15 protein-coding genes are annotated in these 19,129 nt (G+C 69.2%); 3 read left to right on the top strand and 12 right to left on the bottom strand.

Features of this window, described 5'->3' with window-relative positions; all coding sequences use genetic code 11:
- Positions 1–128: 128 nt before the first annotated feature.
- The 4 genes from ACFQXB_RS05450 to ACFQXB_RS05435 all read right to left on the bottom strand — a co-directional run bounded on the left by ACFQXB_RS05450 (position 129) and on the right by ACFQXB_RS05435 (position 3,035).
- Positions 129–695 (bottom strand): response regulator, encoded by a 567-nt coding sequence (locus ACFQXB_RS05450; RefSeq protein WP_377400305.1) that lies wholly within the window; start codon positions 693–695, stop codon positions 129–131.
- Positions 692–1,741: a sensor histidine kinase gene (locus ACFQXB_RS05445; RefSeq protein WP_377400302.1), complete on the bottom strand. Its 1,050-nt coding sequence runs from the start codon at positions 1,739–1,741 to the stop codon at positions 692–694. The genes ACFQXB_RS05450 and ACFQXB_RS05445 overlap by 4 nt, the downstream gene beginning before the upstream one ends.
- A complete protein-coding gene (locus ACFQXB_RS05440) occupies positions 1,738–2,295 on the bottom strand; it encodes a methanogen output domain 1-containing protein (protein ID WP_377400299.1) in 558 nt (185 codons plus the stop codon). Before ACFQXB_RS05440 ends, ACFQXB_RS05445 begins: the two co-directional genes overlap by 4 nt.
- A gap of 437 nt (positions 2,296–2,732) precedes the next feature.
- Complete coding sequence (locus tag ACFQXB_RS05435) at positions 2,733–3,035, bottom strand: SH3 domain-containing protein (protein ID WP_377400296.1); 303 nt, start codon at positions 3,033–3,035, stop codon at positions 2,733–2,735.
- Between the two features lie 741 nt (positions 3,036–3,776).
- On the opposite strand from ACFQXB_RS05435, the gene ACFQXB_RS05430 reads away from it, so the two are divergent.
- The 3 genes from ACFQXB_RS05430 to ACFQXB_RS05420 all read left to right on the top strand — a co-directional run bounded on the left by ACFQXB_RS05430 (position 3,777) and on the right by ACFQXB_RS05420 (position 7,271).
- Complete coding sequence (locus ACFQXB_RS05430; protein ID WP_377400293.1) at positions 3,777–4,154, top strand: hypothetical protein; 378 nt, start codon at positions 3,777–3,779, stop codon at positions 4,152–4,154.
- A 36-nt stretch (positions 4,155–4,190) separates the two neighbouring features.
- Positions 4,191–6,638, top strand: coding sequence for a protein translocase subunit SecD (gene secD, locus ACFQXB_RS05425; RefSeq protein ID WP_377400290.1), 2,448 nt, complete (start codon positions 4,191–4,193; stop codon positions 6,636–6,638).
- Between the two features lie 129 nt (positions 6,639–6,767).
- Positions 6,768–7,271 (top strand): pseudoazurin, encoded by a 504-nt coding sequence (locus ACFQXB_RS05420; protein WP_377400287.1) that lies wholly within the window; start codon positions 6,768–6,770, stop codon positions 7,269–7,271.
- A 439-nt stretch (positions 7,272–7,710) separates the two neighbouring features.
- Here the strand turns inward: ACFQXB_RS05420 and ACFQXB_RS05415 are convergent, their stop codons facing one another.
- The 8 genes from ACFQXB_RS05415 to flgG form a co-directional block, all read right to left on the bottom strand.
- Positions 7,711–8,859 carry a sigma-54 interaction domain-containing protein gene (locus ACFQXB_RS05415; RefSeq protein WP_377400284.1) on the bottom strand — a complete coding sequence of 383 codons (1,149 nt, stop codon included), beginning with the start codon at positions 8,857–8,859 and terminating at the stop codon, positions 7,711–7,713.
- A gap of 357 nt (positions 8,860–9,216) precedes the next feature.
- Positions 9,217–10,455: a hypothetical protein gene (locus ACFQXB_RS05410; protein WP_377400281.1), complete on the bottom strand. Its 1,239-nt coding sequence runs from the start codon at positions 10,453–10,455 to the stop codon at positions 9,217–9,219.
- Between the two features lie 27 nt (positions 10,456–10,482).
- The gene (flgL, locus tag ACFQXB_RS05405) at positions 10,483–11,772 is read right to left on the bottom strand and encodes a flagellar hook-associated protein FlgL (RefSeq protein WP_377400278.1); all 1,290 of its coding nucleotides are present in this window, start codon (positions 11,770–11,772) and stop codon (positions 10,483–10,485) included.
- Positions 11,773–11,789: 17 nt separating this feature from the next.
- On the bottom strand, positions 11,790–16,025 hold the full coding sequence (locus ACFQXB_RS05400) for a FlgK family flagellar hook-associated protein (protein WP_377400275.1): 4,236 nt from the start codon (positions 16,023–16,025) through the stop codon (positions 11,790–11,792).
- Positions 16,022–16,342 (bottom strand): rod-binding protein, encoded by a 321-nt coding sequence (locus ACFQXB_RS05395; protein ID WP_377400272.1) that lies wholly within the window; start codon positions 16,340–16,342, stop codon positions 16,022–16,024. The genes ACFQXB_RS05400 and ACFQXB_RS05395 overlap by 4 nt, the downstream gene beginning before the upstream one ends.
- A 7-nt stretch (positions 16,343–16,349) precedes the next feature.
- Complete coding sequence (locus tag ACFQXB_RS05390; RefSeq protein ID WP_377400269.1) at positions 16,350–17,495, bottom strand: flagellar basal body P-ring protein FlgI; 1,146 nt, start codon at positions 17,493–17,495, stop codon at positions 16,350–16,352.
- A gap of 16 nt (positions 17,496–17,511) precedes the next feature.
- A complete protein-coding gene (locus ACFQXB_RS05385) occupies positions 17,512–18,180 on the bottom strand; it encodes a flagellar basal body L-ring protein FlgH (protein ID WP_377400266.1) in 669 nt (222 codons plus the stop codon).
- A gap of 15 nt (positions 18,181–18,195) precedes the next feature.
- A complete protein-coding gene (flgG, locus tag ACFQXB_RS05380) occupies positions 18,196–18,984 on the bottom strand; it encodes a flagellar basal-body rod protein FlgG (protein ID WP_377400263.1) in 789 nt (262 codons plus the stop codon).
- Positions 18,985–19,129 lie beyond the last annotated feature (145 nt).

Below are 19,129 nucleotides of genomic sequence, written 5' to 3'. Positions count from 1 at the left end.
CCGGCCGGCCCCGGAACAGGCCTGCGGCGCGCCCGGCGGCCAGCGCATCAGCACCTGCCGGACCCGGGGGATGCCGTGACGGCTCCGCAGCGCGCGTCTGCGGCAGCCTTCCTCCGATGCCGCACCATCTACAGCGCGATCTGCTCCAGCACCGACCGGAGTTCGTCGATCATCAGCGGCTTCTTCAGCCAGCCCAGAGGATGAGCCGCTGCGGCGCGTTCGCGCGTCTCGGCATTTCCATAGGCCGAGACGAAGACCGCGCGAATGCCATAGGCTTCGTAAAGCTGCGTGGCGGCGCTGACGCCATCTGCCGCGCCCTTGATGCTGATGTCCATGGTCACGCAGTCGGGCCGGTGCTGTTCAGCCAGCCCGATCGCCTCGGACGCCGACATGGCAACGCCCACCACCTCGTGGCCCAGCTCCTCAAGCATCATCTCCAGTTCCATGGCGATGATGGCCTCGTCCTCGACCACCAGCACCCGGACGGCAGGTCGCGGCGCCCTTTCCGGGTCAGGGAGCGCGGCAGGTTGCGCGACGAGCGGACCCGATTCATCGCCCGGGGCCAGGTTGATCGGGCGCGCGGAAGGCGGCGGCAGCGGGCCGCCGGGATCACTCTGCCCCGTCCCGGACAGATCCGCCACCCCGGTGACGGGCGCCTCTCTCGACGGGCGAGCGATGTGCCCCGGTCGCATCATTGACGCTCCGGCGCGGAAAGACCCGACTGAAAATGGACTGAACACCTGGCACCCTGCTCGTTCACGATCTCCAGCCGCGCCCCGATCTGCCGACACAGCGCGCGTACCAGCGTCAAACCCGAGGAGCGCGCCGTGGTTCCCTCCTCAAAGCCCGGGCCATCATCCTGAACATCCAGCCGCAGGCCCGCCCCCTCGGGCGCAAGGCTTACCCGGATCCCGCCGACCGCGCCGTTCAGTCCGTGCTTGCAGGCGTTGGTCACCAGCTCATTGGCGATCAGCGCGAGGCAATGCGCCTTCTCCGCCGTCATCGGAACATCGGGAATGGCGCTCTGCACCCGGTCGGCCGCTCCGCAGCTCAGCGCGGCCCCCTCCACGACCTGTCCCAGAAAATCGGCGGCCGAGACCGTGCTTGCGCCGGCATTCTGATACAGCGCCTCCTGGATGGCGGCCATGGCCTGAAGCCGGCGTGATGCGGTCGCAATCACCTCGGCCACGCCGGGGGACGGATCCTTCGCGCCCGACATCCTGATCAGCGACAGCATCTGCTGGACGTTGTTCTTCACCCGATGCTGAAGTTCGCGCACCAGAACGCGGTTGTCTGCCAGCGCCTCCTGAAGCAGGGCGTTTTCCTTCAGGCGCTGGCGCAACTGCTGGTCCACTTCACGGATGCGCCGGTTGAGGATGCTGAACTGATCGTCATGAACCGAAAGCAGCCGCAGGATCAGAGCCGCGCCGAGGCCATTCCGGGCGCGCAGCCGCGCCGCGAGCGTGCGAAACCGCGTCGGCGCACCGCCCGCAGCCACCACCGTCATCGCCCCGACCAGCGAGGTGGTGGACCCGCTGGCGCGGCGCAGATAGGAACGAACCTCCTCTTCGCTCTCCTCCAGCAGCGTGAACAGGCTTGGGATCTCCGTCGCAGGGGCGAAAAGCCGACGCGCCGAGGAGTTGGCGCCCAGCACCTCTCCTGCCACGGTGACGATCAGGGCCGGTTCGGAAAGAAACTCCAGATCAAGGCCGATGCCCTCGTGACTTGCGGATCCTGTCATTCTTCCATCCGGAAATATTCCCGCGCGTTCGGTTCGACCGGCTCCGACGGTCGAAGATGAACAAGAATCCGGCACTCCGTGTTCCCGCGTGCGATTGCGGCATCGATCTCGACGCGCGCATACCCGAGGTTCTGGGCGGTGATCGCGCCGAAGACGTTCGATGTCATCATGCAGAGCGAAGGACGGCCCTCGACGAAGGCGCCGAACGGACAGGTCCGGTTCCCGAGGATGATGCAATCCTCGCGTTCCTCGATGACGTAGAAATCGCCCTGGATGCGGCGTTTCAGATCCACAAGCACATCGCGGACCTGGGCCTTTGTCAGCCGGTCCACGGCCAGCGCGCGGCGATAGGATGTGTCGATCTGTTCCCCGATCGTGCCGCCGACAACGCTGATATAGCCCGAGGCCTCGGAGAGGCCCACGACCTTTTCAAGCGTGCCGGCAAGCTCGCGCAGGAGCGATCGCAGGAACAGGTCGCGTTCAAGATCGATATCGGCGGTTTCGACGCCGCCGGGCGTGCAGCCGGCAGCGCCTTGGGTGAAGATATCTGCCATGGAACACCTCAGGATAATGCCTGCAGCCATTAGGATCGATTTTGCGCGTTTGTCATCAGGCTTTGAACTCTGGCGCGAACTTCCCCAGGGTCATGCAGCGGCGCAGCTTCCGCCGGTCCGGCGCACGCGGGAAAGCGGCCGCCCCGGAGGCCGCAGCCCGTCAGACCTGTTGCGCCCGCACCGCCCGGGCGTCCCTGCCGGCACCCGCCAGGGACGCCAGAGCCGGAGCGGCAGAGACAGCGCCACCTGATCGGCATGGTCAGGACGGCCAACATCGGCCTTCGGCCTGCCACCAGCGCCCCCTGTTCATGCCGGCCCGGGGCGCGCGCGCGGGTCCTCTTGGTGGCCGGGCCGGAATCCGTCCCGCCACGGCCCTCTGCTCGCACACGCGGAGGATGGACGGCGACGGCGGGCGGCCGCGGCGGCAGGGCTTGATCTCACATGCGGCGCAGATAGGCGGCCGAGACATAGCCCCTCAGGCTGCGGGCCCGTTCCAGCGTCACGCTGCACCAGCGGGTGCTGCCGGTCTGCTGACAGCTGTGAACGCGAACGACCGCGCCGTTCGGCAGGCCGACGATGACGACATAGCCGGTACCGGGCCCCTCGCGCATCTTCAGCATGTCGTCGCCTTCGACCCCATGGACCTCGTAGCGCCCGGGCGAGGCTGCCGCAGCCGGACCGGTGCCGGCAGAAACACTCAGCACAACGACCGCCAGCGCGGCGAGGATGGTTTTGCGCATTGCTTTCTCCTGTTGCAGCCTCATCGTGCACGGCCGTCTTACAAAAGCCTGAACGGAAAAGCCAACGCCACCCGCTGCGGCAGAGGCTGGAAGGAGGGCGCAATCGCACGCGGCGGCGGGTCTGCTGGACCGATACCGGCAGCCGCTTCGACTTCGGCAGGCGGGTCTCTCCTGTTTCGGCGGCTGCCACGGCAGCGGCAGGGTGCCACGGCCCGTCCCGCCCTGCGCCCGTCCCCCCGCGCGCCCGTCCCCCCGCGCGCCCGTCCGGCCGCGCGCCCGTCCCCCCGCGCGCGAGAACCTGCCGAGGGCGCGAAAGCCTGCCGAGGCGCGGCGGGGGCGCCCCCGGCTGTCGCCCGGGCCGGCGTGGCGCGGTCGGCCCCTCGGGCGGGAAGCGGGCTTGACGCTCCGTAACGCGCACTGCCTGCGGCGGGTCCCGGCCGCCCCCGGGCGAGGGTTTACCGCTGCCCTTGGCGTGACGGTCCAGCCCCGGCGGGCAGCAACGCCAGCCGGACCGCGCTTTGCCCCGGGGCAGAGCGCGGATGCAGGTGAGGCCGGCGGCGCTGACGCCCGCGCATCCGCCGCCCGTGAAAGCTTCTTCAGCTTCATTGTTTCCCGGCAGGGGGCGGGCTATATGGTTATGGTAGCCTCACGACTGCTGTGGCTTCGCCCCGAAGCCGTTCGGATTGTCCAGCCGTGCCCTTGCCGCCAACCCGTTCATCGCCTTCCAGCCGCGGCCGACCGATGGCCCGCGTCGGCGGCGATTGGCACAGACATGGGCGGCGCGCGACGTGGGCTGCGGCCTGGGGCGACCTTGCCGCGCTGTTTCTGACGCTGATCCTGCTGATCGCGGGATGGCTGCCGGGCGCGGCCACGGGCCTGGCGGGCGAACGGCAAAGCGCCCGCGATCTGCAATGGCAGGTCACGGCGGTCGTTCCCTCGCCGCAACGGCCTGTTGCCGCGACCCCCGATGATCTGGACGATGCGCAATTGCCCGCGACACCGGCACCGGGTCGGCAGGATGCTGCCGCAACTGCTTCCTGCCCCTCCGCAGCGACGCCCGCCCTGACGCGGCAGGCGGCATCTCCTCCGGCACGAGGTCCTCCAGGGCGTGCGGCCTGACGCAACCCTGAACGACACTCTTGCCAAGGACATGCCATGCGCAGACCTTTCTGGGTCCTCGCGACCTATGCCATTCTTCTTCTTGCCGGAATCGCGCTTGCGGTGCCGAATTTCCTTCCTGAACAGACCCGGGCCCAATTGCCGCGGGTGCTTGCGGCCAATACCGTCTCGCTGGGGCTGGACCTCCGGGGCGGGGCGCATCTGTTGCTCGCGATCGACCGGGCGGCGCTGGCCGAGCATGCGCTCGAGGAAACCGCGGACAGGGCCCGCGCGGTGCTGGACAGCCAGGGCGCAGAGACGCGGCAGGTTCGCCGCTCCGAAGGCGCAGTCACGCTGCCCTATTCCGAGGGCGTCGCAGCGGCGCTGCGCGCGCAGGCGACCGAGGGGCTCGCGCCCACCAGTGCGCCCCGCTTCGTCATCGAGCGCGACGGCGAACGCCTGCGCCTCGGCATCCCCGATGCGGCACTGGACCGGCTTGCCAGCGACGCCGCTGCCCGCAGTCTCGAGGTGATCCGTCACCGGATCGATCAGGTGGGCGTGGCCGAGCCGCAGATCAGCCGCGTCGGGGGCGACCGGATCCTTGTGCAATTGCCCGGCGTCGAAAACCCGGCGCAGTTGCGGGCGCTGCTGGGATCGACAGCGCTGATGAGCTTTCATCTTGTCGATGAGGGCGCAATCACCGCCCGGCCCGGCTTCAGCCTGATGCCCGCCCGCGACGGCGGGATGATCGCCGTCGAAGACCGGGTGGCGCTGTCGGGCGAACACCTCGTCTCGGCCGCATCGGGCTTCGATCAGCAGACCGGCCAGCCGATCGTCACCTTCCGCTTCGACACGGCCGGCGCGCTGGAGTTCGGGCGCATCACCTCGGCCAATGTCGGCCGGCAATTCGCCATCGTCCTGGATGGCGAGGTGCTGACCGCGCCCGTGATCCAGCAGCCCATCCACGGCGGCAGCGGCCAGATCACGGGCCGCTTCACCCCCGAGGAAAGCCAGACGCTCGCCGTGCTTCTGAACTCGGGTTCGCTTCCCGCCGCGCTCGAGGTCATCGAGGAGCGGAGCGTCGGTGCCTCGCTCGGGGCGGATTCGATCCGGGCGGGGCTTGTCTCGGGCCTCGTGGGGCTTGGCCTTGTCGTGGCGGTCATGGTCGCGCTCTACGGCGCCTGGGGGCTGATCGCCTCGGCGATCCTCGGGGTGAACGTTGCGCTGACACTGGCGGTCCTGGGGCTGATCGGTGCAACGCTGACGCTGCCTGGCATCGCCGGGATCATCCTTTGCCTTGGCATCGCCGTGGATTCAAACGTGCTGATCTTCAGCCGCATCCGCGAGGAAACCGCAAAGGGCGCCGGCGCGATGAAGGCGCTTTCCCGGGGCTATGACCTTGCCTGGGGCACGATCATCGATGCGAATGTGACCACCCTTCTGGCGATGGGGCTTCTGTTCACGCTGGGGGCCGGGGCGATCCGGGGGTTCTCGGTCACAATGACGCTGGGCATCCTGATCTCGATGTTCACGGCGATCACGCTCATGCGTATCGTGATGGAGGGCTGGGCGCGCCACCGGCGGCTGAAACGGCTGGAGATCCCGCCGCTGCTGGGCCGGGTGCCGCAGCCGGGCCAGTTCTCCTTCCTGCGCTGGGGGCGGCTCGCGCTGGCCGGTTCGGCGCTGCTGTCGGTGCTTGCGCTGGGCGCGCTGATCTGGCCGGGTCCGCGGTGGGGGATCGATTTCACCGGTGGCGTGCAGATGACGCTGAGCGCCTCGCAGCCGATCCCGCTTGCCGAATTGCGCACGGCAGTGGCGGACCTGGGGGATGCCACCCTGCAGACCTTCGGCACCGCATCCGAAGTGCTGCTGCGGCTTCAGGGAGATGCCACCCAGGCCACGGTGGCGGCGCTCGAGAATGCGGCGCGCGCCCTGGTTCCCGATGTGGTCTTCGACCAGATCGATCTTGTCGGCCCGACGATCAGCGGCGAACTGGCCTGGTCCGGAGCGCTGGCCCTTTCGGCGGCGCTGGTGGCGATGCTGGTCTATATCTGGCTGCGGTTCGAGTGGCATTTCGCGCTTTCGGCGATTGCCGTTCTTGCGCTGGACGTGACCAAGACCCTGGGGGTCATCGCCCTGGCGGGCTGGGAGGTGAACCTGACCACCGTCATCGCCCTGCTGACCCTGATCGGCTATTCGGTGAACGACAAGGTCGTGGTGTTCGACCGCGTGCGCGAGAACCTGATGCGGGTCCAGAAATCAGGCTTTGCCGAGATCGTGGACCAGAGCCTGAACCAGGTTCTGGCGCGCTGCATCTTCACCTCGGGTACCACGCTGGCCGCGCTGATCCCGATGGCGATCTGGGGCGGGCCGGCAGTTGCGGGTTTCGCCTGGCCGATGATCGCCGGGGTGGTGATCGCCACGGCCTCATCGCTGTTCGTTGCCGGGCCGTTGCTGGCCTGGATGGCCGCAGGTCGCGCGCCCCGCGCCCTTCCGGCGACCTGAGCCGAGCGTCGCGGCGACATCCTGCCCCGGCGGGCCAGGGCCACCGCCGGGCCGCCGGGTGACAGCGTGCCGCATGGCACCCGGACGGCGGCTTACTACCTCTGGTCCAGTGCAACCGACGGAGACGAGATGATTACCCGACGCACGCATCTGCTGATGCTTGGTGGCGCCATGGCCGCGCCGATCCTGCTGCGCCCCGGTCCGGCCCGGGCAGACACGCTGCACGAAGTGGAAATGCGCGATTTCGACCCCGAGGACCGCAGCCAGCGGATGGTGTTCCGCCCCGCGATCCTGGAGGTCGCGCCGGGCGATAGCGTCAGGTTCGTGGCGGCCAGCCGCAGTCACAACGCCCAGTCGATCGACGGCATGATCCCGGAAGGCGCCGAGCCGTTCCGCGGCCGGATCAACGAGGAGATCGAGGTGACCTTCGAAACCGAAGGCATCTACGGCTATATCTGCCAGCCGCATCAGACGATGGGCATGATCGGCTTCATCCTGGTCGGCGACTTCACCGGCAACCTCGAGCAGGTCCGCGAAGCCGGGGCCAACCTGCGCGGGCGCGACACCACCCGCCGCTTCGAGGAATATCTTGCCGAGATCGAGGCGATCGCGGAAGAACGCGGCTTCGTTTAATCCCGAAGGGCCCGGGCGGCCTCCGCCCGGGCCCGACGCCTCTGTCAATGTGCGGGCCGCTCTCCGGCTGCCCCAGGACCGCCGGGCGCCGGAACAGATCCAGGGCGACCTTCCGCCCCGCTCCTCCTGTCATGTTCGGCACTGGCGCCCCCAGCGCCGCAGAGCCGACATCGGGAAGAAGGGCTGTTGCAGCCACGGCCGGCAAATCGCGTCGTCGCACCACATCACCCATGATCACCCATGCGGCCGACCCCCCGAAGGGCCTGTGCATCTGCAACCAGCGCTTCGATCCCATCCACATTGCCGCGCCGAAGGTGTTCGTTGCGCGGCAGCTCGTCTGACCCGCCCTCGCAGCCCCCTCACCCCGCCATGGCCGGAGTCAGGGTCCATCCGGTTCAACCCGCGGTGGCTTCGGGGTGACCCCGCCGGAGGCTCACGGTCAGGTGACGGGGCGGGTGATCATCAGTTTCTTCATCTTCTCGATCAGCGTCGTGCGCCGCAGCCCGAGCGACTCGGCCGCGCGGCTGACAAGGCCGTTGTGGCGATCCAGCGCGGCCTCGATCAGAACCACCTCGATGTCGCGCAGGAGAATGCGCAGATCCACATCCTCGCGCGCGGCAAAGACGCCGCGATAATGCTCAGGATGCGGAACGGGGCCTGCGGCCTCGGCCAGCGCCTCGAGGTCAAACCCGGTGCCCGAAAGCCCTTCGGTCCCGTGCCAGAGCGCCGCACGCTCGGCCTGATCAAGCACATCCGGCATCCGCAGGCTGAGCAGGTTCTCCTTCACATGCCGCCCCGTCACCACCCGCCCCGGAAACAGCACGCAGGCGCGTTCGGCGACATTGCGCAGCTCGCGCACATTGCCCGGCCAGCCATAGGCCCGCAGGGCCTGATGCGCGGTGGCATCGAATACCGGCAGATGCAGCCCCGGTTCCTGGCGCCGCCGCTGGTCCAGGAACATGTCCAGCAGCAAGGGGATGTCGCCGGGGCGCGCGGCCAGGCGCGGCACCTCGATCGGGAAGACATTGAGGCGGAAGAACAGATCGGCGCGGAACTCGCCGCGCTCGACCTTGCGCGCCAGATCCTGATGGGTGGCGGTGACCAGCCGGAAATCCACCCGGACGTCGGCGCCGCCCCCCAGACGCTGGATCGCCCGCCGTTCCAGGGCGCGCAGCAGCTTGGATTGCAGCGCCAGCGGCATGTCGCCGATTTCGTCCAGAAACAGCGTGCCGCCCTGCGCCATCTCGAACCGGCCCAGCCGCTGACGGTCGGCGCCGGTGAAGGCGCCCTTCTCATAGCCGAACAGCTCGGATTCCAGCAGTTCGGCCGGAATCGCCGCGCAGTTGACGGAAACCAGCGGGCCCTTGCGGCCCGAGGCCATGTGCAGCGCCTCGGCCACCAGTTCCTTGCCCGCACCGGTTTCGCCCTGCACGAGCACCGGCGCCTGCGATCGCGCCACAAGGGCAATCAGCTGGCGCAGGCGCACCGTCTCGGTCGAGCGGCCGAGGATCAGCGCCGCGATCGGATCGTCGTGTTCGGCGACCGGCTGCGCTGCGGCGCCTGACGGGATGCTCCAGGAAAGATCCATTGCCCAGCTTTCGCATTTGTTTCGAATTGTTGGCAAAACTGGCGCCCTGACGGGAATTTGACAAGCCGAGCGGAGGTATGCCGGAGCCCCATGTGGCGGGGATGAGGCCATCCGTAAGAGACTGCTCGATCCCTTTCCGTGCCCGAACTGACCGGATGTGCGCTGGCAAGGCACAGAACGCGCCCTTCCCTGCCCCCCGGGCGCGGCCGCTGCCGGCCGCGAGTCGGTTTTCCGACAGCGGAAGCGAATGGCCCCTGCGCATCTTTGCGGACCCAGGGGCACCCGCCCCTGGGCGGCGGCCGGCAGCGGCATCCGGCCGCGGGCGCCGGAGGATGACACGCCGTCAGGCCCGGGTGGTCAAGGCTCTTGCGGGCCTGGGGTTGCGGCAGCTTCCCACTGCTCGGGCGGGATCCAGGGCATCTCGGCCCCCAGGGCGTCTGGCAGAGCCGCCTCGGCCGGGGATGGATGACGCCAATCCATGAACACGGCGCCGTTCTGCCGGGGATCGGCGCGCAGAAAGGCCGGATCCGCCTGCGGTCCGAAGCCGGGCACGAGCGCGGCCGTGCGCAGAGGCTCGGCATTCGGGGGATCAGCGGCCCAGATGTCCGGATCTGACGGACGGCCGGCAGCATCGTCCAGCCCGGCCAGGGGGCCGGGGTCCAGAAGCCCCGTCGCCCAGGGATCCGGGCCAAGCCCCTCGGGCGCGTCCGCGTGCATCCCTTGCCAGGCGCCGTCCGGATCGTGCGGATCGGAGTGGCGGGCGAGTCCCGGCCCGGCCAGCGAGGCCGCCACATGGCGGTCTGCCCCCGAGAGCGGCACCAGCGGCCCGGCATAGCGCGGCACCGTCCCCAGCGGTTGCCGGAAGGCCGGACCCGTCCGCCGCGGCGCCGCGGGGGCAAGGTCAAGAACCCGCGGCACATCAAGGTCATTGACCGCCGCATAGGAACCTTCCCAGCCCGACACGGGGGCATGGCCGGCCAGGGCAGACCAGTCGGGCACCGAACCGCCCGGACCGGCCCGCGCCATGATCGTCTGCGCTTGCGTCACCAGCCCCTGATAGCGCGCGCCCCGGGCCGGATCGGCGGAATGGTAGTGGCGCGTCGCTGCCTCCCAGCTTCCCAGACGCTGGTGCAGATCGATCAGGAACCGCGCCGCATAATCGACATTGCGCAGCGGATCGATCATCTCTTCGAGGCTGCGGAAATGGTCGCCATGCCAGTGGTAGTTCACCTGCATGCAGCCGATGTCGATGTTCGTCGCCCCCTCGGCAATGGCGCGATAGAGGTAATCGAGCGCCGCCTCGCGCGTTTCGAAATACATGCCCTTGCCAGAGTGGTTCAGCGTCCAGGGCCAGGCACGGCGCCCGCCCCGCCCGTCGCCCCGGCCGGCCTCGACCCGCGCGATCGCGGGCATGAGGCCCGGCGGGATGCCTGCCTGCGCCGCGCGCGCTGCGGCAAGGGTTTCACAATCCGCGACCATCTGCGCCGGATCTGCTGCGCCCTGCCAGCCAAGCGCCGGCCCGCCGAGGGCCAGAAGAACGGCGGCGGCAGCCCAGCGGGCCCAGAGGCATCGGATCGGCACGAAACGGTGGGTCATGGCCCCCCAGTGCAAGCGGCGCGCCAATCAGCGCAGGAAATCGAGCAGACTTTGCTGGCTGATCTTCGCGAATACCTGCTGGCCGGCCTGCCGGTTGAGAAGACGGGTCTGAAGCTCGGTGACAGCCGCGGCGATGTCGGTATCCTCGATCCCGGAAACAAGCTGATCCAGCTGCACCTGCCGGTCGGTCAGCACCCGTTCGTGATGCGTCGCGGCATTGGCCAGCGCCCCGATCCGGGCGCGTTGCAACGACAGATGCGCGCCGGCGGCCTCGATATCCACCAGCGACTGTTCCAGCGCCAGGCGCGCATCGCGGAAGGGCTGCACCGGGCCGCGTTCAGCCCCGTCCGGGCCGATCGGCTGCAGCATCGCACGCTGGCCGGGCACCGGCGGGGCGGTGCCGCCCGGCCCCGTGGTCAGCCCCGAGAGGATGATCGGCCCGCTGTTGAGCGATTGCAGCACGATGCGGTTGTCGCCTTCAGCCAGCTCGGCCGTGACACCGGTTCGGGCGCTTGCGGCGTTGATCGCCTCCACCAGCGGGCCGGGCAGGCCGTGGATCAGACTGGCCGCGATCTCGGCATGGCCCAGCGGCCCGGACAGGGAAAAACGCCATGCCACCGGATCGCGCGCCGTTTCAAGCCGCAGAGAGGCCCGCCCCGTGTCGGCCTGCACCTGCCCCGACAGGCTGCCGCCCTCGGTCAGGGCGGCGATCAGCCGGTCGGCGATGTCAAAGACGCTTTGTGGCCCCGAGGGCGTCGTGGCTGCCCCAAAGACGCTTGCGCCATCAAGGCCGGTCGCAAGCCGCGCGGTTTCCGACACCCGAAGCTGGTGCTGCCCCCGGTCGCCGGCATAGCGGATGCTGCCGTCGGGCGTTTCGACAAAGGCCTGGGCCTGAACGCGAAATCCCGAAAACAGGCTGTGGCCCTGGGCATCGCGGGTATTGGCCAGATCGAACAGGGTGCCGCGCAGCTGCTGCGCCTCGACCCGGATCGCGCGCCAGTCGTTGGTGGTCAGCGCATCGCTTGAGGCACGGATCGTCAGTTCGCGCAGCCGCGCCATGATCTGCGCGGTTTCCCCAAGCGCCACATCGGCCTGTGACAGGCGTTCGTTCGCACGCGCCGTATTGCCCGAAAAGCGCGCCATCTGCGCGCGCATGTCCTGTGCCGCCGACAGGCGCGAGGCCGCGACCGGATCCAGCGAAGGCCGCACCGGGTTGCGCCCCGTCGCGATCTTGCCCTGAAGCGTGGCGATCTCCTCTCCCAGCGCGCTGAAGCGGCGCAGCGAGAGATCGTTGAAAAGCCGTGTGCCGATCTTCATGCCCTGCTCCTTCGGGATCACATGGATTGCAACAGCGTGTCGAACAACTCGCGCGCCATGGCCAGCACCCGCGCCGAGGCCTGATAGGCCTGTTGCTGTTCGATCATCCGCGCGGTTTCGGTATCCAGATCGACGGCGCTGCGTTCGGCCACCTGCATGGCAACCGCATCGCGCTGTGCGGTGGTGCTGGTCAGCCGGATCTGACCCGATCGCGCCTGCGCCCCCGCATCCGCAAGCAGCGCGCGGTAAAGGTCTCCGAAGCCGCCCCGGCCCGTCACCGGGTCGCGGTCGCGCAACGCAAGGATCGCATCCAGGTTGCGGCCGTCACCGCTCGCCTCGGACGAGGCGCCGACATGAAACCTGTCGCCCGTCCCGGCAAGACCACTGAGGAGGAAGCTGTAGCCGGCAGCGCGCGTGGCGCCTTCGCGCAATTGCCGCGTGGCGATGGAATGGCCGGTTGCTGCATCCAGCACCTCGACCAGCCCGGCACGGGGGTCGATCACGCGAAATGTCACCTCGGGCTGGGCGGGCGGGCGCGGCCCCGTCGGCAGGGCGATGCTGCCGGCCAGAAGCCGCGCGCCGCCGCCGCTGAGCACCACGATCAGATCCTCGTCCGGCAGGCCTGACAGGCTGATCCGGTTGGCGGCGAGGCTTTCGCCGCGGGCCGCCACGTCCAGCGCCTGATCGCCGCGCGCGCGCAGGACAAGGCTGTCACCAACAACGCTCAGCGCCGCGGAGGAAGTCACGAACCCCAGCGCCTGCGCCCCTTCGGAAGGAGGCACCAGCAGCACCGCCCCCGGGTCATCAAGGCGCAGGCTCAGCCGGCCGCTGGCCGGGTCCACCGTCACGGCGCCGGGAAAACCGGGCGCGGCGATCGTCAGCGCGTCGCCACTGCGGGTTATCGCAATGTCATGGGACGTGCCGTTCACCTGCACCGTCATGCGCGTTTCGCCCTGTGGCAGGGTTCCCGGCAGGGCCGCCACACCCGTCAGCCGCGCCTCGGCAGAGGAGAGGCCGAACAGCGCCGCTGCCGCAGCATTGCCGGGTGCCTCGGCTTCGCGGGCCAGGCGGAGGCCCGCACCCTCGGTTATGCCACCGTTGGCGACGATGCGCAGCCGCCCGTCGGCCTCGGTCTGGATCAGAAGCCGGTCAGGCTCGGGCCCGGTGACGACAGGGCCGTCGCGCGTCATTTCGACCACGTAGCGTTCGTTCCCCAGCATCAGCGCGACTGTGCTTCCGGGCGGCGGCGGGCTGGCAAGCGCCCCGCCCTCAAGTGCCGGAACCGGCGCCTGTGCGCGCAGGGCCTGCGCCAGCGCCGCCGCAATCGCCGCAGGGGTGGCCGAGGGCAGAAGCGCCGCCGATACCCGCGCCTGCAACGGTGGCAGGCCCGGCGCGGTGGGCAGGCTCAGATCATAGGCCGCGGCCGCCGCGATCGCCGCCTGCCCGGTCAGATCACCGGCATGGCCATCTATCCCCGGCAGCACGCCAAAGCGCAGCCGCTGCACGGTGCCCGCGCCCAGAACCTCGCGCTGGACAAGGCCGGCGCGGGTGGGATCGGCAAGCGCGGGCTGCAGCGCATCGCCAAAGCCCGCCTGGAACGCCCCCGCCGCCTGCAGCGTCAGCACCCCCGCAAAGCGCGCGCCGTTCGCGCCGCCGGGCGTGCCAAGCGCGGCCGTGGTTCCCGGCAGGGCCACGCCCCGATCATCGACCGCGCGCAGGGTGACGGGCGTATCGGCGACGCTGTGACCAAGCGCCGAGATGTTGATATCATGGCCGCTGGCGCTGTGCAGGATCAGCCGCCCCCCTGCGGGCGACAGGCTGGCGGTGATGCCGGTTTCATGGCTGATGCGGTTGACGCTTTCCGCAAGGGCCGCAAGGTTGCCGCCCACCACCGGCGCCGTGATGCCGAGGGGCTGCACATTGCGCCCCGCCAGACGGAAGCTGAGGATCCCGTCTTCGGGCGCCAGGATCTCGACCCGCGTTTCGGCCACTGCGCGCAGCGGCAGGCGCGGCGACAGGGCGTTGATCAGATCGGCCACATGGCCCGCGGTTGCCCCCTGCGGCGGCAGGATCTCGGCCCGACCCGCCGCGCCCAGATCCAGCGTCAGCCGCCCGGGCGGCGCAGGCATGGGCTCAGCCGCCCCCTGCCAGAGCACCGGCGCCCCCGGCAGGCCGTCCCCGGGGGCAAGGCGCAGAAGATGATCGCCCGGCACCGACCCCCGCATCAGCGTCAGACCGCGATAGCCGGCCCCAGCCCCTTCGGCATTCAGGTAGTCGGCACGATAGCGCGCCTCGGCGTCAAAGCCGTTGGCGGTGATCATCAGGGCCGCAATGTCGAAGGGAGTCATCGCCGTGCCGGCGATATGGCGCCCCTCGCGGGTGAAGATCTGGATGTCGGATGCCAGCGCCATGCCCGGGTCGAGCTTGCCGGTGACAAGCTGTCCGGCAACGACCACGCCGCTGTCCGCGCCGATCGGTCCGCTGGCGCGCGCCAGCGTCAGCCGCCCCTCGGCGCCCGAGGCATGCAGCCCCAGATCCGCAAGGGCGCGCCCGTCCGCGGTGCGCAGCACCCCGCCATTCAGCAACCGCGCAAGCTGGGCCATATCGGTCCAGAGCGGGCCGTCGGTCTGCGGATGCAGCGCGATCTCGGCGATACCCTCGGCGCCAAGGTCAAGGCGCAGCCGCTCGGCCAGGATCATTTCCTGCGCAGTGAGCGACAGGCCCAGACTGGGCTGGCGCGCCAGGCTGAACAGATCCGCCCGCATGGTGCCCGCGGGAAGCACCCCCACCACGCCGTCCTGACGCAGATGCAGCGCGCTGATCGCCGAAGGCTCGATCCCGGCCAGCTGGGCAAGCGCCATCAGCCCCGGCCCGCCATAGGCCTGTTGCGCCGGATCGGCCACCAGGGTGGCGCGGCCGGTGTTGGCTGGATCGGCCTGCACCAGCCGCAGGGCCGCCGCGGCGAAATCCTCGGGGCGGGTCAGCAGGAACCGCATGTCGGCGGCGCGGCCTTCGGTCAGTTCCACCCGAATGGTGTCGCCATCCGCGGCCGCGCCCGTGGGCCGGATCCGCACGCCGCCCAGGGTGATTTCCTCGCGCCCCGTGGCCAGAAGCCTGCCGCTGTCGTCATGCGCCTGCCACTGGCCCGCCGCCGCATGCCAGACAAGCTGGACCGACCGCACCTGCCCGGGCGGAAGCTCGCCCGCCGGCAGGGCCACATCCAGCGCAAAGCGGCCAAGGTTGCCCGGGGCCATCTCGGCCTTCCAGCCATTGAGCGAGAACAGCGGCCCGCCCGGCTGACGATCAAGGTCAAGCCCCTGACGATGCGCCGCGTTCATGTCGCGGGCGACCTGCTGCGCCAGCCGGTCCAGCTGGCCGCGCGCCTCGGACAGGGCAGAATTTGCCGCCATCAGCCCATGCAGCGCCCCGCCCCCAAGCTGCGATATCGTCTGAACGCGGCCATCCTGCCGCACCTGAAGCCGCATCTGGCCCTCAAGGTTCAGGAACGACAGGCTCGCGGCCGTCCGGTCGGCAAGGATCACCGGCCCGTTGCCCGCCGCCCCCAGCGTCACCGTCATCGCGTTATGGGCGCCATGGGTGACGGAGATGCCCAGGATCTCTCCGATCCGACCCAGAAGCAGATCACGTTCATCCAGCAGCGCCGCCGTCCCGGCTCCGCCACCGCCCGCCACCATCAGCCGGCCCTGCGTATCGGCCAGGGCGCGCAGCAGGCCGTTTGCTTCGCCGGCAAGCTGTTCGGCCTGACCCTCGATTGCCTGCTGAAGCTGCACAAGCCGCATCGCCATGTCCGATACCGTGCCAGCCAGCAGCCGCCCTTCCTCGATCGCAACCGCGCGGGTGGCCAAATCGGCCGGCGCGGCCGAGATCCGTGCGATCGCGTCAAAGAACCCTTCCAGCGCGGCGCCAAGCGAACGCTCGCCGGGCAGCAGTGCATCCTCAAGCGCGCGCGCCTGATCCACGAAGGCCCCGGCCGAGGACTGGGCGCCGCGCGCATCCAGCAGCCGCTGTGCAAGAAAGCTGTCATAGGCGCGACGCACGTCTTCCAGCAGAACGCCCTGCCCGGATGTCGCCAGCGTGGTCGGGCTGGTGCGGGCGCCGGCAACCTCGATCAGCGACGCCTCGCGCCGGTGATAGCCTTCGGTGTTCAGATTGGCGATGTTCTGCCCGGTCACGGCCAGCGCGCTGCGATAGGCCAGGATGCCGCTGCGGGCGATATCAAGAAGGCTGCTCATCTGCTGCTGCGCGCGGGCGCGGCGGACAGCTGCGCGGCGATGGCCCGCGCGATGCCCAGATCAAGGCTTCGGGTCGCCGCCCCGGCATGTTCATCGTCCAGCATCGCCGTGAACTGCCGCGAGGCGTCATTGGCAAGCGGATCCTCGGCAAGCGCGGTATCACGCGCCTGCCGCAGCATCTGGGTCAGGAACATCGTCTCGAACCCCCGCGCCGCCTGCAGCACCGCCTCGGGGTCGCGCCCGTTGGCGGTGGCCGAAGCGGGCGGGCGCGGGACGTCGGCCCGGATGGGCGAGCCAAGGCGCGGGATCTCGGTCATGGCAACCTCATATGATGACCAGTTCGGCCCGAAGCGCCCCGGCCTCGCGCAGCGCCTCGAGAATGGCGACAAGGTCGGCAGGGCTGGCCCCCACGGCATTGATCGCATCCACAAGCGAGGCAAGCGAAACGCCGGAATCGAAGATGAACGCCCGGGCGGGTTCCTGTTCGGCGCTCAGCGCGCTGTCCGGGGTGATGACCGGATCGGCGGGCGTGGCGACGACCGCGTTGTCGGTGGCGATGATATCGGTCCCTTGCGTGACGTCGAAATCCTCCTGCACCTTGACGGTGAGTGATCCGTGGGTGACGGCAGCCGGCGTGACACGGACATTCCCGCCGATCACGATCGTCCCGGTACGCGCGTTCACGACCACCTTGGCCACTGGGGCGGCGGGTTCGACCTCGATATTCTCCAGAAGGCTCATGAACGAGACGCGCTGCGCCGGGTCGGACGGGGCGCGGACCCGCACCGATGTCGCATCGAGCGGCACGGCAACGCCGCGCCCGAACACGTTGTCGATGGCCTCTGCCAGGGCGGTGGCGGTCGAATAGTCGCCCTGATGCAGGTTCAGCACCAGAAAGTCACTGTCCAGAAAGGCCGTCGGCACCACGCGCTCGACCGAGGCACCGCGCGGCACGCGGCCCACGGTCGGCACGTTCACGATCAGCCGCGACCCGTCCTTGCCCTCGACCCCAAGGCCGCCCACGACCAGATTGCCCTGCGCGATCGCGTAAACCTCGCCATCCGCGCCCAGAAGCGGGGTCATCAGCAGCGTGCCGCCGCGCAGTGAACTGGCCTGCCCGACGGTGGACACGGTGACATCAATCGTCTGTCCGGGCTTTATGAAGGGCGGCAGATCGGCAGTCACCATGACCGCTGCCGCATTGCGCGCGCTCAGGCCCTGGATCTCCGTCTGCAGGCCGAACCGCGAAATCATCGACTGCATCGATTGCAGTGTCAGGCCCGAATTGCCGTCACCGGTGCCGGAAAGGCCCACGACAATACCATAGCCGACGATCTGGTTCGCGCGCACCCCGGCCACGGCGGCAAGGTCCTTGATCCGGTCGGCCCGGGCCGGCGCGGCAAGCATCAGCAGGGCAACGGCGGCGCCGGTGATCGCCGTCACCAGCAGGCGCATCGGGGCAAGGACCATCCGCATCCCACCGGCCTCAGTAGGGCGAAACGGTATTGACCGCGCGGGCCAGCCAGCCTTGCTGGGCGGTATCCGCCACGTCGCCCGCGCCGATATAGCGGATATCGGCATGGGCGATGCGGTCCGAACTGACGATATTGTTGGCCGAGATATCCTCGGGCCGCACGATGCCCCGCAGGCGCACATATTCGTCGCCGTTGTTCAGGGTGATCCGCTTCTGCCCCGCGATTTCCAGATGGCCGTTCGGCAGCACCCGCACGACGCTGACGGACATGCGCCCGGTAAAGGAATTCGCCTGCGCCGCCGCCCCCGAACCGGAAAAGCCCCGGGCCGAGGCGCTGTTGAACTGCGCCTCGTTCCGCCCCCCGGTCAGGACATCGGGCAGGTCCAGCTCGAAGCTGCCGCTTTTGGAGCCGCTGGCGCTTTGCGATTTGGAAGCCTGGAAGCGTTCGCTGAAGGTCACCGTCAGGATGTCGCCCACCCGGCTGGCGCGGCGGTCGGCGACAAAGAGGCCCTGCTGGCGGCTGTTGTAGATCGCGCCGCTGGGCAGGCTCAGCCGGTCGGGCTCGGGTTCGGGCGCATAGACCGGCGCATAGGCGTCCGAGGCGCGTTCTTCCACATAGGTGCTGCAGGCAGCAGTGGCGAGAAGGGCAGCCAGAAGCGGAAGGCGGAGCAGAGAGGTCATGGAAAGAAACCGATCTTAAAGATTGTTGGAAAGGAAGCGCAGCATTTCATCCGTGGCGGTGATCGCCTTGGAGCTGACTTCATAGGCGCGCTGCGTCTCGATCATATCGACAAGCTGCTGCACCACGTTGACGTTCGATGCCTCAAGCGCGCCCTGCACCAGCTTGCCGAACCCCTGTTCGAAAGGCGCACCGATGATCGCCTCGCCGCTGGCCGGCGTTTCGATGACAAAGGTTTCCCCCATCGGCTGCAGGCCGCGCGGATTGGCGAAGTTCGCCAGGGTGATCTGGCCCACCTCTTGCGGGGCGACCTGCCCGGCAAGGGTCACGCTGACGATGCCATCGGCCGAGATGTTGATCTCCATCGCGCCTTCGGGGATCTGGATCTGCGGCTGCACGACATAGCCGCTGGGCGTGGTCAGCGTGCCCTCGGCGTTGCGCGAAAACGTCCCGTTGCGGGTATAGCCGATGCGCCCGTCGGGCATCAGCACCTGAAAGAACCCCTGCCCGTCGATGGCCACATCCAGCGCATTGTCGGTGTTGATCAGGCTGCCCTGGGAATAGAGCTTTTCGGTATTGACCACCCGCACCCCCGTCCCCAGCGCCGAAGCCGAGGTCAGCACCGTGCCCTCGGATGTCTGCGAACCGCCAGCCCGGTCGATCTGATACAGCAGCGTCTCGAAATTGGCGCGGTCGCGCTTGAAGCCGGTGGTGTTTACGTTGGCCAGGTTGTTGGCAATCACCTGCATCCGGGTTTGCTGGGCGTTCAGGCCGGTCTTGGCCACATGCATCGCACTGGACGACATTGCTGCATCTCCTGCTCGGGCGGCCAAACGCGGGCGCCGGTTGTCGGAGGGGCATCTGCAAGCGCCGTGCCAGATCGGAACAGAGCGTGCAGTCCGTCATCAAGCGGCAGCAGCGCGCGCCACCGGAAGGCGACGATCGCCGCCT

The sequence above is a fragment of the Halodurantibacterium daqingense genome (genome assembly GCF_042666235.1).
GTDB classification, from domain to species: Bacteria; Pseudomonadota; Alphaproteobacteria; order Rhodobacterales; family Rhodobacteraceae; genus Halodurantibacterium; species Halodurantibacterium daqingensis.
This window is presented reverse-complemented; position numbering and strand designations above follow the sequence as displayed.

Bases quoted from the DNA above. Each gene is read 5' to 3' on its own strand.
- secD (WP_377400290.1), top strand. From the start codon at position 4,191: ATGCGCAGACCTTTCTGGGTCCTCGCGACCTATGCCATTCTTCTTCTT.
- ACFQXB_RS05450 (WP_377400305.1), bottom strand. From the start codon at position 695: ATGATGCGACCGGGGCACATCGCTCGCCCGTCGAGAGAGGCGCCCGTC.
- ACFQXB_RS05440 (WP_377400299.1), bottom strand. From the start codon at position 2,295: ATGGCAGATATCTTCACCCAAGGCGCTGCCGGCTGCACGCCCGGCGGC.
- ACFQXB_RS05400 (WP_377400275.1), bottom strand. From the start codon at position 16,025: ATGAGCAGCCTTCTTGATATCGCCCGCAGCGGCATCCTGGCCTATCGC.
- flgG (WP_377400263.1), bottom strand. From the start codon at position 18,984: ATGTCGTCCAGTGCGATGCATGTGGCCAAGACCGGCCTGAACGCCCAG.
- ACFQXB_RS05430 (WP_377400293.1), top strand. From the start codon at position 3,777: ATGGCCCGCGTCGGCGGCGATTGGCACAGACATGGGCGGCGCGCGACG.
- ACFQXB_RS05390 (WP_377400269.1), bottom strand. From the start codon at position 17,495: ATGGTCCTTGCCCCGATGCGCCTGCTGGTGACGGCGATCACCGGCGCC.
- ACFQXB_RS05410 (WP_377400281.1), bottom strand. From the start codon at position 10,455: ATGACCCACCGTTTCGTGCCGATCCGATGCCTCTGGGCCCGCTGGGCT.
- flgL (WP_377400278.1), bottom strand. From the start codon at position 11,772: ATGAAGATCGGCACACGGCTTTTCAACGATCTCTCGCTGCGCCGCTTC.
- ACFQXB_RS05385 (WP_377400266.1), bottom strand. From the start codon at position 18,180: ATGACCTCTCTGCTCCGCCTTCCGCTTCTGGCTGCCCTTCTCGCCACT.
- ACFQXB_RS05445 (WP_377400302.1), bottom strand. From the start codon at position 1,741: ATGACAGGATCCGCAAGTCACGAGGGCATCGGCCTTGATCTGGAGTTT.
- ACFQXB_RS05415 (WP_377400284.1), bottom strand. From the start codon at position 8,859: ATGGATCTTTCCTGGAGCATCCCGTCAGGCGCCGCAGCGCAGCCGGTC.
- ACFQXB_RS05420 (WP_377400287.1), top strand. From the start codon at position 6,768: ATGATTACCCGACGCACGCATCTGCTGATGCTTGGTGGCGCCATGGCC.
- ACFQXB_RS05435 (WP_377400296.1), bottom strand. From the start codon at position 3,035: ATGCGCAAAACCATCCTCGCCGCGCTGGCGGTCGTTGTGCTGAGTGTT.
- ACFQXB_RS05395 (WP_377400272.1), bottom strand. From the start codon at position 16,342: ATGACCGAGATCCCGCGCCTTGGCTCGCCCATCCGGGCCGACGTCCCG.